Raw genomic sequence first — 13,677 nt, 5'->3', positions numbered from 1 at the left:
CGGTCGATGTCCGGCATCCGGCCAGAGTAGACCCGCCGCCCCGGGGCGACGGGGTGGTCCCGGGCCGTCACGCCGGAGCGCGTACCGGCCGCCGCTCGCCCCTGGTCGTCCAGATCGCGCGGACGACCAGGAACAGGGGGAGGCCGACGGGGGAGAGGAGGATCGTCAGAAGGAGCAGGGGGGCCATCAGGAGCGGGGGGACCGAGAGGCGGCGGGCCTCGCGGTACATCCACTGGCCGAGGAGGAGGTCCCAGGCGATGACCTGGGCCCAGAGGGCGCCGGCGCCGTTCGCGAGGGCGGTGAGGTCGCGGAAGGCGTCGAGGTCGGGGCTGCTGACCGCCGTCCACAGCTCGGGCAGGACGGGGGCGGCGAGCACCGCCCAGACGGCCAGGATCGGGAGGACGGTCAGCGGCGAGGCCGCGAGCCGTTCCGTGCCCCGCCACCCCGGCGCGAAGATCATCAGCAGCCAGACCGGCGCCGCGAGGAGGAACGCCAGCTCGAACAGGAAGCCGGTCATGCCGTGACCTCCTCGGTGCGGGCGGGGGAGGCGACGGGGACGGTGCGGAGGGACAGCGCCGTGGCCGCCCCGCCGAGCAGCACGACGGCACCCGCGGCGGCGAGCGTCGTGGCGTCCGGTGCCAGGAGCGCCTGGCCGCGCAGGGCCTGCCAGGTCAGCAGGACTAAGGCCGCCGCGTACGTCGCCGAGGCCGTGAACGCGAGGCGCAGCCGGACCTGCTCGTCGGCCAGGCGGGCGAGGACGGGGAAGCGGGCGGAGCGCGCGGCGAGGGCGGTGAGGACGATCAGCAGCAGCGGCAGCAGCTGAAGGGCGTGCATGCCGAAGAAGTGGGCGATGCGCAGGTCGCCGCCGGTGGTGGCCCAGCCGGTGAGCGGCATCGAGGGGCCGCCGTCCGGGACGCCGACGCTGTGGGCGCCGACGACCGGCGGGTCGTCGACGGTCAGCTGCTCCGGTGTCGGACGGACCATCAGGAAGCCGACGGCCATGCCCGCCAGGGCGATCAGGGAGGACAGCCGGACGGCCCAGGCCATCGCCCGGTCGAGGATCCGGGCGCGGAGCAGCAGTACCGCGATGGCCAGGGCGCTCAGCCACAGCACGGCGACGGTGAGGCCCATGACCTGGAAGACGGCGCCGTCGAAGGGGGTCGCCCGGTTGAAGTGGCTCTGGGTGCCGCGGATCACCTGGAGGGTGATGAGCACCATCTCGACGGCACTGGCGACGGCGACCACCGTCCCGGCCCACCAGCCGGCCCGTCGGCGGCGGGGGAGCAGCGAGAGCATCCAGGCCAGCGAGAGGCCGTAGGCGATGAACGAGACCGAGAACTTGAACGGTTTGGTCCAGATGGGGACGCCGACCAGTACCCGGTCGTCGACGGCGATGCCGACGGCGGAGACGAGGGCGAGGACGCCCATCGAGGCGACGAACCAGATCAGGGGGCGGTGCGGCCGGAGTGGCGGGGTGGTGCGGGCGCGTGGATTCGACGAGGACATACGGATCCCCCCGTGGGAAAGTATGGATAGTGGCACTCGCCACTATCTGATAGCGCCACTATCTATGATGGAGGTGTCGGTCGGCAAGGCCGGAGAGGGATCTGGAAGGTGAACGCGCTGTGCGCATCGGAGAGTTGAGTCGCAGGACCGGGGTGTCGGTGCCGACGATCAAGTTCTACGTACGGGAAGGCCTGCTGCCCGCCGGTGAGCTGACGAGCCCGAACCAGGCGTCGTACGGAGAGGCGCACGTGCGGCGGCTCCGCCTGATCAGGGCGCTCCTCGACGTGGGCGGCCTGTCGGTGGCGGCGATCCGGGGCGTGGTCATGGCGGTCGACGACCCGGGGCGGCCGGTGCACATGGTGCTGGGCGCGGCGACCAAGCCGCTGGTGCCGCGCTACGGCCGTGAGGCCGACGGCGGCATCGAGGAGGCGCGGAAGACGGTCGCCGGGCTGATCGAGGCGCGGGGCTGGCGCGCCGACCCCTCCGGCCCGGCGTCGGACGCCCTCGCGACGGCCCTCGTGGCGCTCGACGAACTCGGGCACGGCCGGTTCGTCGAGGTCCTGGACGCGTACGCGGACGCGGCGGAGGGGGTGGCGCGGGCCGATCTGGACTACGTGGCGCACCACGTGGCGCGGGAGGAGCTGGTCGAGAGCGCGGTCGTCGGTACGGTCCTGGGTGACGCGATCTTCGCCGCGCTGCGTCGCCTGGCCCACACGGACGCCTCGAACCGGATGTTCGGCCGGACGGAGGAGGACGGGGGAGCCGAGTGACGGCAGGGGCCCGGGGCGCGGTGACGGAGGAGCCCGGGGCGGAGTGGCGGAAGCGTTCGGGTGGAGTGACGGACGGGCCCGGGGCTCTCGTCGCCCCGGGCCCCGCCGCTCAGCTCTCCTGCTCGCGCTCCACCTGGTCGTTCCACTCGCGCTTGATCGCGCGCCACGCCTCGTCCGACTTGCCCAGGCGCCAGTAGCCCGAGATCGACAGGCGTTCGCGCGGCACGCCCCGGTCGAGCCGCAGGTGCCGGCGCAGCTCCTTCACGAAGCCCGCCTCGCCGTGGACGAAGGCGTGCACGTCGCCCGTCGGGAAGGCCAGGGCCGTGACCGCCTCGACCAGCGCCTCGCCCGTCGGGCGGTCGCCCCGGTGCAGCCACGTGACGTCGATGCCCGCCCCCGACGCCAGCTTCTGTTCCTCGGCCGCGTCCGCGACCTCGATCAGGACGTGCGCCCTCGCCCCCTCGGGCAGCCGCTCCAGGGCCGCCGCGATCGCCGGGAGCGCGCTCTCGTCGCCCGCGAGCAGGTGCCAGTCCGCCGCCGGGTCCGGAGCGTAGCCGCCGCCGGGGCCGAGGAAGCGTACGGTCTCGCCCGCCCGGGCGCGCGCCGCCCAGGGGCCCGCCAGGCCCTCGTCGCCGTGGACCACGAAGTCGATGGTCAGCTCGCGGTGGACCGGGTCCCACGACCGCACCGTGTACGTCCGCGTCGTCGGCCACTGCTCCCGGGGGAACTCCGCCCGGATCCGCTCCACGTCGAACGGCTCCGGGTAGGTGACCCCCTCCGGGGCGAACAGCAGCTTCACGTAGTGGTCGGTGTAGGTGTCCGCCGAGAAGCCGTCGAGTCCGGGGCCGCCCAGCACGACCCGCACCATGTGCGGAGTGATCCGCTCGGTGTGCACCACGTGGGCTTCGGTGGCCTTCGGTGCCTTGCGGGTCGGCTGCTCTGCCACGACGGGCTCTCCTGACTCTGCTTACTTAGGTATGCCTAAGCTACCATCATCCGTCAAGAGGGGCGCGGCCCGAACGGTCCCGGTCAGCGCTCCAGGACCGGCAGCAGACGGCCCACCGCGCCCCCCAGTCCCCAGCGCTTCACCAGCGCCTCCAGGGCCTCCGGGTCGTGGGGAGCGGTCGGCAGGGCCGGGTCGAACCCGGGGAGCGGCACGTCGGCGGCGACCCGCACCACCGTCGGCGCCACGTCCAGGTACGCGGCCGCCTCCACGATCCCGCGCCGCTTCGCCGGCGTCAGCCCCGACGCCGGGTCCTCCGCCGCCGCCCGGACGCCCGCCAGGTCCCCGTACTCCGTGATCAGCTGCGCCGCCGTCTTCTCGCCGATGCCCTTCACGCCGGGCAGCCCGTCGCTCGTGTCCCCGCGCAGCGCCGCGAAGTCCGCGTACTGGTCGGGCCGCACGCCGTACTTCGTGCGGATCAGCTCCGCGTCCACCAGGTCGCAGTCGCCGACGCCCTTGCGCGGGTACAGCACGCGGACGCCCCGGGCGTCGTCCACCAGCTGGAACAGGTCGCGGTCGCCGGTGACGATGTCCACGGGCCCGCCGGCGCGGCCCGTCAGCGTCCCGATCACGTCGTCCGCCTCGTAACCCGCCGCCCCGACCCGCGCGATGCCGAGCGCGGACAGGACCTCCTCGATCACCGGCACCTGCGGGGACAGGGTGTCCGGGATCTCCTCCGCGTCCGGGCCCGCCGCCGTCTCCGCGGCCACCCGGTGCGCCTTGTACGAGGGGATCAGGTCCACCCGCCACTGCGGCCGCCAGTCCTCGTCCCAGCAGGCGACCAGGTCGTCGGGGCGGTGGTCCTGGACGAGCCGGGTGATGAAGTCGAGCAGCCCGCGCACGGCGTTCACCGGGGTGCCGTCCGGCGCCCGGACGGAGTCCGGCACGCCGAAGTACGCGCGGAAGTAGAGGCTGGCGGTGTCGAGGAGCATCAGGCGTCGCGTCACACCCCGATCATGCCGCACCCCACCGACAGGCCCCTCCGTTCCGTGTGCGGGCCCTTCCGGGGAGCCTCGCGTGACCCCCGTCACCTTTGCGTTTGCACTCGGTGAAGCAGGGCATGCGCGAGCCCGGAGCGGAACCCGGTACGGGATTCAACGAAAAGGATCCCGTGCGCGACGGGCCGCGGGCCGATCCCGCCCGCTCCACGGCCCGGCCGCGCGGGGGTGGTGGGGCCGTTCTTCGTTCCTACCCGTGAGGTGCATGTGTCCAGGCTCCAGGCCGATCATCTGTACAAGGTGTTCGGCAGACGACCCGACGAGGCCGTCCGCAGGCTCGCGGACGGCGCCGAACGCGAAGAGCTGCGTGCCGAAGGCACGACCGCGGCCGTCGTGGACGCGGGCTTCGTCGTCGAACCCGGCCAGATCTTCGTCGTGATGGGCCTGTCCGGCTCCGGGAAGTCCACCCTCCTCCGCATGCTCAACGGCCTGCTGGAACCGACCGCCGGCCGGGTCCTCTACGACGGTCACGACCTCACCGCGCTCTCCCCCCGCGAGCTGCGCGAGGTCCGCGCCACCAAGATCAGCATGGTCTTCCAGCACTTCGCGCTCTTCCCGCACCGAAACGTCCTGGAGAACGCCGCCTACGGCCTGGAGGTCCAGGGCGTGCCCCGTGCCGAGCGCGAGACCCGCGCCGCCGAGGCCCTCGAACTGTGCGGCCTCGCCGGCTGGGAGAAGTCCTGGCCCGACGAGCTCTCCGGCGGCATGCAGCAGCGCGTCGGCCTGGCCCGCGCCCTCGCCACCGACGCCGACCTGCTCCTGATGGACGAGTCCTTCAGCGCACTCGACCCGCTGATCCGCCGCGACATGCAGGACCAGCTCCTCGTGCTCCAGCAGCGGCTGAAGAAGACCATCGTCTTCATCACCCACGACCTCAACGAGGCCATGCGCCTCGGCGACCGGATCGCCGTCATGCGCGACGGCAGGATCGTCCAGCTCGGCACCGCCGAGGACATCCTCGTCCGCCCCGCCGACGACTACGTCGCCTCCTTCATCCAGGACGTCGACCGCTCCCGGGTGCTCACCGCCGCCGCCGTCATGACCGACGCCGCCCCCGTCGACTGCCCCGACGACTGCGCCTGCCGTCCCGTCGGCCCCGACACCCTCGTCGCCGACCTGTGCGCCGCCGCCGCCCTGGCCCCGCACCCGGTGACCGTCGAGGACGCCGAAGGCTCCGTCCTCGGAGTCGTACCGACGGAACGCCTCCTCGCCGTCATGGGCGGTGTCGCCGCGACGACCGCCCCGTTCCCCGAGCCCCGGGAGGTGACCGCCCGTGCCTAGGCTCCCCCTCGGCCAGTGGGTCGACAGCTCCGTCGACTGGCTCCAGGCCCAGTTCTCCTGGCTCTTCGACGCCGTCACCACCGGCGTCACCGGCCTCTACGACGGCATCGACGCCGTCCTGTCCGCACCCCAGCCGCTGCTCTTCGCCGGTGTCCTCGCCGTCGTCGCCTGGTGGCTGCGCGGCCTCGCCGCCGGCGTGCTCGCCTTCGCCGGATTCGCGCTCGTCGACTCGGTCCAGCTGTGGGACGAGGCCATGGCCACGCTCTCCCTCGTCCTCGTCGCCACCCTCGTCACCCTGGTGATCGCCGTCCCGCTCGGCATCTGGGCGGCCCGCTCGAAGAACGTCAGCACCGTCCTGCGGCCCGTCCTCGACTTCATGCAGACCATGCCGGCGATGGTCTACCTGATCCCCGGCATCATCTTCTTCGGCGTCGGCGTGGTCCCCGGCATCATCGCCACCATCGTCTTCGCGCTGCCCCCGGGCGTGCGCATGACCGAGCTCGGCATCCGCCAGGTCGACGGCGAACTCGTCGAGGCCGCCGAGGCGTTCGGCACCACCCCGCGCAACACGCTGCTGCGCGTCCAGCTGCCGCTCGCCCTGCCGACCATCATGGCCGGCGTCAACCAGGTCATCATGCTCGGCCTCTCCATGGTCGTCATCGCCGGCATGGTCGGCGGCGGCGGACTCGGCGGCGCCGTCTACCGCGCCATCGGCAACGTCGACATCGGCCTCGGCTTCGAGGCCGGCGTCTCCATCGTCGTCCTCGCCATGTACCTGGACCGGATGACCGGCGCGCTCGGCAGCCAGGTCTCCCCGCTGGGCCGCCGCGCCGTCGCCAAGGCCCGCGCCGCGCTGGGCGCCAAGCGGCCCGGCGCCAAGCTCTGGGCCCACCGCCCGCAGCCCGTCACCGCCCTCGTCGGCGTCGTCGTCCTCGCCCTCGCCGCCGGCGGCACGGGCTTCCTCGGCGGCTCCGGCGGCCAGGCCTCCGCCTCGGGCCCGAACGGCGGCCACGGCAAGAAGGTCAGCATCGGCTACATCCCCTGGGACGAGGGCATCGCCTCCACGTACCTCTGGAAGGAGCTCCTGGAGCGCCGCGGCTACGAGGTCGAGACCAAGCAGCTGGAGGCCGGCGCCCTCTACACCGGCCTCGCGGGCGGACAGGTCGACCTCCAGACCGACGCCTGGCTCCCCGTCACCCACGCCCAGTACTGGAAGAAGTACCAGAACGAGCTGGAGGACCTCGGCTCCTGGTACGGCCCCACCTCCCTGGAGCTCTCCGTCCCCTCGTACGTCAAGGGCGTCGACTCCCTCGCCGACCTCAAGGGCAAGGCCGGACGGTTCAAGGGCCGGATCGTCGGCATCGAGCCCAGCGCCGGAATGATGGGCCTCCTCAAGGACAAGGTCCTCAAGGACTACGGCCTGGAGGGCGAGTACAAGGTCGTCGACGGCTCCACGCCCGGCATGCTCGCCGAGCTGAAGCGCGCCTACGACCGCAAGGAACCCGTCGTCGTCACCCTCTGGTCGCCGCACTGGGCCTACTCCGCCCACGACCTGAAGAAGCTCAAGGACCCCAAGGGCTCCTGGGGCAAGGGCGACGGCGTCCACACCCTCGCCCGCAAGGGGTTCGCCGCCGAGAACCCCGAGGTCGGCACCTGGCTGAAGAACTTCTCGCTGACCGAGAAGCAGCTCACGGGCCTGGAAGCCGTCATCCAGGAGACCGGCAAGGGCAAGGAGCAGCAGGCCGTCCGCACCTGGCTGGACCGGAACCCCGGCCTCGCGGAGAAGCTGGCCCCGCAGTAGGGCACTTCGCTCACTGACCGAAAAGGGGTGGTCGCCGAACGTGTTCGGCGGCCACCCCTTTTCGGCACGACGCGAAACCCCGCCCCAAAGCTGCGTAAGGTTCAGGTAACCGACCGGTACGAGCAGAGGGAGGGAGCCGACGTGGACGAGAAGGAAGCACCCCGCGTGGGCGCGGCCGTCAAGAGGCGCCGCAGAGCGCTCCAGCTGACCCTGGCCGTCGTCGCCTCCCGCAGCGGCCTCTCCGTGCCCTTCCTCAGCCAGGTAGAGAACGATCGCGCGCGCCCCAGCCGCCGCTCCCTCGACCTCGTCGCCGAGGCCCTGGAGACCACGGCGGGCGAACTCCTCGCCGCCGCCGAGGCCTCCCGCACCGTCGACGTCGTACGCGCCGGGGACCGCTCGCCCGGCATGCCCCCGGGCGTCCGGACGCTGGTCCGCGGCCGACACCAGCTGCACGCCCTGGAGTTCACCGGCGAGCAGGACGCGGGCCGCGAGTTCCAGCACCGGAACGACGAACTCCTCTACGTGGCCGACGGCGCGGCCGAGGTCGAGGCCGAGGGCCGCGCCCACCGGCTCGGCCCCGGCGACACGCTCTACCTCTCCGGCGGCGTACGACACCGCTGGCGCGCCACCGAGCCCGGCACCCGCCTCCTCGTCGTCGCCGTCGGCGACCACGTCGAGGCCGAGGTGGAGTGAGGGCCGCGCACCGATGAGAGTCGTCTCCCTCGTGCCCTCCCTCACCGAGGCCGTCGCCGTCACCGCCCCCGGCGTCCTCGTCGGCGCGACCGACTGGTGCAGCCACCCCGCCGGACTCGACGCCGTCCGCATCGGCGGCACGAAGAACCCCGACGTCGCGGCGATCGCCGCGCTCCGGCCCGACCTCGTCGTCGCCAACGAGGAGGAGAACCGCGCCCCCGACCTCGCCGCCCTGCGGGCCGCCGGACTCGACGTCCTGGTCACCGAGATCCGCACCCTCGACCAGGCGCTGCGGGAACTGGAACGGGTCCTCGCCGCCTGCGGCGCGCCCCGGCCGCGCTGGCTCGACGAGGCGGAGGCCGCCTGGGAGTCCGTCGCACGCCTCGAACCGGCCACCGCCGTCGTGCCGATCTGGCGGCGGCCCTGGATGGTCGTCGGCCGCGACACCTTCGCGGGCGACCTGCTCGCCCGCCTCGGCGTCCGGAACCTGTACGCCGACCACCCCGAGCGCTATCCGCGCGTCCCGCTCGACGAACTCCGCGCCGCCGCCCCCGACCTCGTCGTCCTGCCCGACGAGCCCTACCGCTTCACGCGCGACGACGGACCCGAGGCCTTCCCCGGGACCGCCGCCGCCCTCGTCGACGGGCGCATGCTCACCTGGTACGGCCCGTCACTGGCCGAGGCCCCGCGGGCCCTGGCCCGGGCCCTTCGAGCAGCGCACCGCTGAACAGCCCGCGCGCGGTGTGGAGAGCGGCCACCAGCCAGGCCGCCACGAGGAGCACGTACAGGACGACCGCCAGCCACCGGAACGCCGTCAGACCGGTGTGCCCGGCCAGGCCCTCGGCACCGGTCACGCAGGTCCCGACCGGGAAGGTGAACGCCCAGAAGGTCATCGCGAAGCCCATGCCCCGCCGCCGCGCCCGCAGCACCATCGCCCCGGCGAGCGCCAGCCACAGCAGCGCGAACCCCATGACGGGCACCCCGTAGAGGACGGCGAAGGCGGCGAAGCCGTGGGCGTACGGGGCGGGCAGCACGCCCGCGGCCGTGTCGGCGAACTTGTTCGCGGCGGTCGTCGACTGGCCCAGCGGGCCGAGGACCAGGAAGAGGGCGGGGGTGAGGGCGAGCGGCAGCGGGCCGCCGGTGACGAGCCGTCCGAAGACCAGCGGCAGCATGACCAGGGTGGCGAGCAGACTGACGCCGAAGAGTGCGTAGCAGCCGATCAGCAGGGTCTGCTGTGCCTGCCCGGCGGGCAGGTGGGGCACGAGCAGCGGGCCGAGCGCGGCGGACACCATGGGAGCGACCACCGGCAGCAGCCACACCGGCGACGCGCCCTCGATCCGGTGGTGCACCACCATGAGGTACGGGACGCCCACCGCGGCCACCAGGCCGATCACCGTGCCGACGGCGAACAGGACGGCGTCGAGGGCGACGGCCGCGGGAAGCCCGACCCAGTCCCGGCCCACGATCACCGCCCCGCCGCCGACCGCGAGCAGCGCCATCGACAGGCAGCCGTAGAACGGCGCCATCGCCGGGTCCATCAGATGGGCGCGGGCCCGGTCCCGGTGGCGGGCCCAGTGCGCGGCGCGGGCGGTGAGCAGGGCGAGCAGCATGACGAGCGACAGGACCCAGACCGCGGCGCAGGCCGTACGGAGGCCGGGGACGTCCAGCGGGAGGGTGGCGCCCGCGTTGGCGACGACGGCCGTGCCCATCACGGAGGCGTACCAGTTGGGTCCGAGGTGACGGACGGAACGGGTCGCCCGGGCGCCGGGGGTGGTGGCGCGAAGGGCGGGAGGAGAAGGTGCGAGGCTTGCCATGTCCCGATCGTTTCGCGCCGGAACGGCCCCCACCAGGGACGCCGCGACTATGAGGCCATAAGCTGACCTTATGAGCAGCGAGCCGGGCCCGACACCGCCCCCTTCCCCCCACCGGGGCCTCTCCCACCGGGTCCCGGACCTCGGCGCGCTCGAACTCCTCCTCGCCGTCGCCCGGCACGGCAGCCTCGGTGCCGCCGCCCGCGAGGTCGGGATCACCCAGCCCGCCGCCAGCAGCCGGATCCGCTCGATGGAACGGCAGCTCGGCGTGGCCCTGCTCGACCGCTCCCCGCGCGGCTCCCGGCTCACCGACGCCGGCGCCCTCGTCACCGACTGGGCGCGGCGCGTCGTGGAGGCCGCCGAGGCCTTCGACGCGGGCGCGCAGGCGCTGCGCGGCCGACGGGACTCGCGGCTGCGGGTGGCCGCGTCCATGACGATCGCCGAATACCTGCTGCCGGGCTGGCTGATCGCACTGCGCGCCCAGCGTCCCGACACCGCCGTGTCGCTCCAGGCGGGGAACTCGGCGGCCGTCGCGGAACGCCTCCTCGCGGGCGAGGCCGACATCGGCTTCGTCGAGGGGCTCGCCGTGCCGGACGGCCTGGACGGCGTCGTCGTCTCGCACGACAGGCTGGCGGTCGTCGCCGCGTCCTCCCACCCGTGGGCCCGGCGCCGGAGCCCGCTCGACCCGGCCGAACTCGCCGCGACCCCGCTGGTCCTGCGCGAACGCGGCTCCGGCACCCGGCAGGTCCTCGACGCGGCGCTCGCCGCGCACGGGGGCCTCGCGCAGCCGCTCCTCGAACTCGCCTCCACGACGGCGGTCAAGGCGGCGGCGGTGAGCGGGGCGGGACCCGCGGTCCTGAGCGAACTCGCGATCACCGAGGAGCTGGCGTCGCGACGCCTCGTCGCCATCCCGGTGGAGGGGGTGCTGCTCCGCCGCGACCTGCGGGCCGTGTGGCCGACGGGCCACCGCCCGACGGGCCCGGCGCGGGACCTGCTGTCGCTGACGCGGGGATAGGGGCCTCTTCCCGACCGGGTCCACCGGTGCCCGCTGCCGACGACCGGCACGCGGGGAAACTTCGCAATTACACGACCGGCGAGCGGTGTTCAAGGGCCGATGCGCGTCAAATTTCCTCGGGTTTTCGGGCTCGCTTCCATCGGTGACGTTCAGTCAGCCCCGCAAGCGACTTTGCTGAGTTATCGTCCCCCTTGACCATTCGTTGACCAACCATTGGTCATTTCCAGACCCGGTGGGACGCCCTGGGGGAGGCATATGCACCGAGCAACGACGGCCCGGACGGGGCTTTCGACCCTCGCCGCCGTCCTCGTCGCCCTCCAGCTCCTCACCACCGCCTCCTTCACCTCCGCACACATGCCCCGGCACGCCGTCGCCGGGGCGCCGTTCGGGACGAAGCCCTCCGGGACGACCTCGCACGACGAGGCCCTCACCTGCCGCGACCTCGAACCGCCTGGAGACCCGATCGGTCCCCCGCGCACCCGCGACCGCCACCGCGCCGCCGACAAGCCGGCCGCGTCCGGACGCCCGTCGCCGCCGCGCCCCGCCCCGACCGCACCCCGGCCGGCCACGCGCGGTGCCGCGGATCCCTCCTCGGCGAGAACGCCGGGCCTCCGCTCCATAGCCGCACTCCAGGCGTTCCGCTGCTGAGCGGCGGAGTGGCCCCCACCACCACCCCGCACACCCGCCCCGCACACCCGACGCGTCCCCACGACGCGCCAGGAGGAGTCACCACGCCATGCAACCCCTCATCGACAACGCCCGTACGTTCGGACAGCGCCCTGAGGAGTTCGCCCGGCTGGCCGAAGGCCAGTCCCCCGAGGTCCTGTTCATCACCTGCGCCGACTCCCGGGTCGTCCCCGCCCTGATCACCGGCGCCCGGCCCGGCCGGCTCTTCGAACTGCGCACGGCGGGCAACATCGTCCCGCCGTACGGCTCCGGCACCCCGACCGGCGAGGCCGCCACCATCGAGTACGCCGTGGAGGTCCTCGGCGTCCGGCACGTCGTGGTCTGCGGCCACTCCCACTGCGGCGCCGTGGGCGCCGTGGTGCGCGGCGACGACCTGGACGCCGTCCCCGCGGTGCGCGACTGGCTCGCGCACGCCGCGGAGGAGCCCCGGTGCGCCGACCCGGCCGACCCCACGCTCGCCGAAGCCGTACAGCACCACGTCCTGACACAGCTGCTGCGGCTGCGCTCCTACCCCTGTGTCCACGAGGGCCTCGCGTCCGGGCGGCTCGACCTGCACGGCTGGTACTACGAGGTCCACACCGGAGCCGTGCGCGAGCACCGCGCGGACACCGACGCCTTCGAAGCACTGTGAGGGAAGCCGACATGACCCACTTCCCCTTCTTACGGCAGGACTTCGCCGCCTCGCTCGTCGTGTTCCTCGTCGCCCTCCCCCTGTGCGTCGGCGTCGCCGTCGCCTCGGGCGTCCCGGCCGAACTCGGACTCGTCACCGGCATCGTGGGCGGCATCGTCACCGGTCTCCTGCGGGGCAGCAGCCTGCAGGTGTCCGGACCGGCTGCGGGACTGACCGTGCTGGTCCTCGAGGCCGTCACCGAGTTCGGACTCGCCACGCTCGGCGTGATCGTCCTCGCCGCCGGGGTGCTCCAGCTGGCCATGGGCGCCCTGAGACTGGGCCGCTGGTTCCGGGCGATCTCCGTCGCCGTCGTCGAGGGCATGCTGGCCGGCATCGGCCTGGTGATCATCGCCGGTCAGCTGTACGCGGCGGCCGGCCTCAAGGCTCCCGCCTCCGGCGTCGACAAGATCCTGGGGCTGCCCGGAGCCGCCCTCGACGCCTTCGGCACCGCGGCGCCCGTCTCGCTCGCGGTCGGCGCGGGCACCGTGGCCGTGATGGTGGGGTGGAGGCACCTGCCCAAACAGGCGCGGACCGTACCGGGCGCGCTCGCCGCGGTGATCCTGGCGACGGCGGTCACCCTGGCGTTCGACCTGCCGGTGGCCACCGTCGAGGTGAACGGCCTGATCGACTCCGTCCGACCGCCCGGCGCCGACGCCCTCGGCGAACTGGCCGACCCGGCCGTCCTGGGCACGGTCCTCGCCTTCACCCTGATCGCCTCCGCCGAAAGCCTGTTCAGCGCCGCCGCGGTGGACCGGCTGCACGACGGCCCACGCACCCAGTACGACAAGGAACTCATGGCGCAGGGCGCGGGCAACGCGGTCTGCGGCGTGCTCGGCGCCCTGCCGATGACCGCGGTCATCGTCCGCAGTTCCGCCAACGTGGCGGCGGGCGCGAAGACCAAGGCGTCCCGCGTCCTGCACGGCGTGTGGCTGCTGCTGTTCGCGGCGCTGCTGCCGGGGGCGCTGGCGCTGATCCCGCTGCCCGCGCTCGCCGGCGTCCTGATCCACGCGGGCTGGAAGCTGATCCCGTTCCGCGGGGTCGCGACGCTGTGGCGGGGGCACCGGGGCGAGGCGCTGATCCTGGTGGTGACGGCCGTCGCGATCGTCACCGTGAACATGTTCGAAGGCGTGCTGATCGGACTGGCCCTGTCCGTGGCCAAGACCGCCTGGGAGACGTCGCACGTCGGACTGGAGGTCGTCGACAAGGGCGCGGGCCCGCTCCAGGCGCACCTGTCGGGCAACGCGACCTTCTTGCGGCTGCCGAAGATACTCGACAGCCTGGAGGCGCTGCCCCAGGACCGACCGATCGTGGTCGACGTCTCCGGGCTGCACCACCTCGACCACGCCTGCCGTACGGCCCTGGAGACGTGGGCCGAACGGCACAGCGCGGTCGGTACGGAGCCCGTGAGGGTGACCGAGCCCGCGAAGACGGCACCCTGATCG

General features: G+C 73.5%; 14 protein-coding genes. 9 read left to right on the top strand and 5 right to left on the bottom strand.

Features of this window, described 5'->3' with window-relative positions:
* Positions 1-67: 67 nt before the first annotated feature.
* Positions 68-517, bottom strand: coding sequence for an ABA4-like family protein (locus IE180_RS32050; RefSeq protein ID WP_190160458.1), 450 nt, complete (start codon positions 515-517; stop codon positions 68-70).
* Positions 514-1,428, bottom strand: a complete 915-nt coding sequence (locus IE180_RS32045; protein WP_190160485.1) for a hypothetical protein — start codon at positions 1,426-1,428, stop codon at positions 514-516. Before IE180_RS32045 ends, IE180_RS32050 begins: the two co-directional genes overlap by 4 nt.
* Positions 1,429-1,625: 197 nt before the next feature.
* On the opposite strand from IE180_RS32045, the gene IE180_RS32040 reads away from it, so the two are divergent.
* A complete protein-coding gene (locus IE180_RS32040) occupies positions 1,626-2,276 on the top strand; it encodes a MerR family transcriptional regulator (RefSeq protein WP_190160457.1) in 651 nt (216 codons plus the stop codon).
* A gap of 109 nt (positions 2,277-2,385) precedes the next feature.
* Here IE180_RS32040 and IE180_RS32035 read toward each other — a convergent pair whose 3' ends face one another.
* Both IE180_RS32035 and IE180_RS32030 read right to left on the bottom strand, forming a co-directional pair.
* The gene (locus IE180_RS32035) at positions 2,386-3,222 is read right to left on the bottom strand and encodes a siderophore-interacting protein (protein WP_190160456.1); all 837 of its coding nucleotides are present in this window, start codon (positions 3,220-3,222) and stop codon (positions 2,386-2,388) included.
* A gap of 83 nt (positions 3,223-3,305) precedes the next feature.
* The gene (locus IE180_RS32030; RefSeq protein WP_190160484.1) at positions 3,306-4,211 is read right to left on the bottom strand and encodes a 5'-3' exonuclease; all 906 of its coding nucleotides are present in this window, start codon (positions 4,209-4,211) and stop codon (positions 3,306-3,308) included.
* A gap of 273 nt (positions 4,212-4,484) precedes the next feature.
* On the opposite strand from IE180_RS32030, the gene IE180_RS32025 reads away from it, so the two are divergent.
* From IE180_RS32025 to IE180_RS32010, 4 genes are all read left to right on the top strand, one after another.
* Positions 4,485-5,558 (top strand): quaternary amine ABC transporter ATP-binding protein, encoded by a 1,074-nt coding sequence (locus tag IE180_RS32025; RefSeq protein WP_190160455.1) that lies wholly within the window; start codon positions 4,485-4,487, stop codon positions 5,556-5,558.
* Complete coding sequence (locus IE180_RS32020) at positions 5,551-7,359, top strand: ABC transporter permease/substrate binding protein (protein ID WP_190160454.1); 1,809 nt, start codon at positions 5,551-5,553, stop codon at positions 7,357-7,359. The genes IE180_RS32025 and IE180_RS32020 overlap by 8 nt, the downstream gene beginning before the upstream one ends.
* A 141-nt stretch (positions 7,360-7,500) precedes the next feature.
* A complete protein-coding gene (locus IE180_RS32015) occupies positions 7,501-8,052 on the top strand; it encodes a helix-turn-helix domain-containing protein (RefSeq protein WP_190160453.1) in 552 nt (183 codons plus the stop codon).
* A 13-nt stretch (positions 8,053-8,065) separates the two neighbouring features.
* Positions 8,066-8,779, top strand: a complete 714-nt coding sequence (locus IE180_RS32010) for a helical backbone metal receptor (RefSeq protein ID WP_190160452.1) — start codon at positions 8,066-8,068, stop codon at positions 8,777-8,779.
* Here the strand turns inward: IE180_RS32010 and IE180_RS32005 are convergent.
* Positions 8,706-9,866, bottom strand: coding sequence for a TDT family transporter (locus IE180_RS32005; protein WP_190160451.1), 1,161 nt, complete (start codon positions 9,864-9,866; stop codon positions 8,706-8,708). The genes IE180_RS32010 and IE180_RS32005 overlap by 74 nt on opposite strands.
* Before the next feature lie 70 nt (positions 9,867-9,936).
* Here IE180_RS32005 and IE180_RS32000 point away from each other — a divergent pair, with 70 nt between their 5' ends.
* The 4 genes from IE180_RS32000 (at position 9,937) to IE180_RS31985 (ending at position 13,674) form a co-directional block, all read left to right on the top strand.
* Positions 9,937-10,878 (top strand): LysR family transcriptional regulator, encoded by a 942-nt coding sequence (locus IE180_RS32000; RefSeq protein WP_190160450.1) that lies wholly within the window; start codon positions 9,937-9,939, stop codon positions 10,876-10,878.
* 255 nt (positions 10,879-11,133) lie between these two features.
* Positions 11,134-11,526, top strand: coding sequence for a hypothetical protein (locus tag IE180_RS31995; RefSeq protein WP_190160449.1), 393 nt, complete (start codon positions 11,134-11,136; stop codon positions 11,524-11,526).
* A gap of 88 nt (positions 11,527-11,614) precedes the next feature.
* A complete protein-coding gene (locus IE180_RS31990; protein ID WP_190160448.1) occupies positions 11,615-12,196 on the top strand; it encodes a carbonic anhydrase in 582 nt (193 codons plus the stop codon).
* Between the two features lie 11 nt (positions 12,197-12,207).
* The gene (locus tag IE180_RS31985) at positions 12,208-13,674 is read left to right on the top strand and encodes a SulP family inorganic anion transporter (protein ID WP_190160447.1); all 1,467 of its coding nucleotides are present in this window, start codon (positions 12,208-12,210) and stop codon (positions 13,672-13,674) included.
* Positions 13,675-13,677: the final 3 nt, after the last annotated feature.

This window comes from Streptomyces litmocidini (genome assembly GCF_014649755.1).
In the GTDB taxonomy this organism is placed as follows: Bacteria; Actinomycetota; Actinomycetes; order Streptomycetales; family Streptomycetaceae; genus Streptomyces; species Streptomyces litmocidini.
This window is presented reverse-complemented; position numbering and strand designations above follow the sequence as displayed.

Coding starts and splice junctions, on each gene's coding strand:
- IE180_RS32005 (WP_190160451.1), bottom strand. CDS start 9,866: ATGGCAAGCCTCGCACCTTCTCCTCCCGCCCTTCGCGCCACCACCCCC.
- IE180_RS32010 (WP_190160452.1), top strand. CDS start 8,066: ATGAGAGTCGTCTCCCTCGTGCCCTCCCTCACCGAGGCCGTCGCCGTC.
- IE180_RS32000 (WP_190160450.1), top strand. CDS start 9,937: ATGAGCAGCGAGCCGGGCCCGACACCGCCCCCTTCCCCCCACCGGGGC.
- IE180_RS31995 (WP_190160449.1), top strand. CDS start 11,134: ATGCACCGAGCAACGACGGCCCGGACGGGGCTTTCGACCCTCGCCGCC.
- IE180_RS31985 (WP_190160447.1), top strand. CDS start 12,208: ATGACCCACTTCCCCTTCTTACGGCAGGACTTCGCCGCCTCGCTCGTC.
- IE180_RS32030 (WP_190160484.1), bottom strand. CDS start 4,211: ATGCTCCTCGACACCGCCAGCCTCTACTTCCGCGCGTACTTCGGCGTG.
- IE180_RS31990 (WP_190160448.1), top strand. CDS start 11,615: ATGCAACCCCTCATCGACAACGCCCGTACGTTCGGACAGCGCCCTGAG.
- IE180_RS32050 (WP_190160458.1), bottom strand. CDS start 517: ATGACCGGCTTCCTGTTCGAGCTGGCGTTCCTCCTCGCGGCGCCGGTC.
- IE180_RS32045 (WP_190160485.1), bottom strand. CDS start 1,428: ATGGGCGTCCTCGCCCTCGTCTCCGCCGTCGGCATCGCCGTCGACGAC.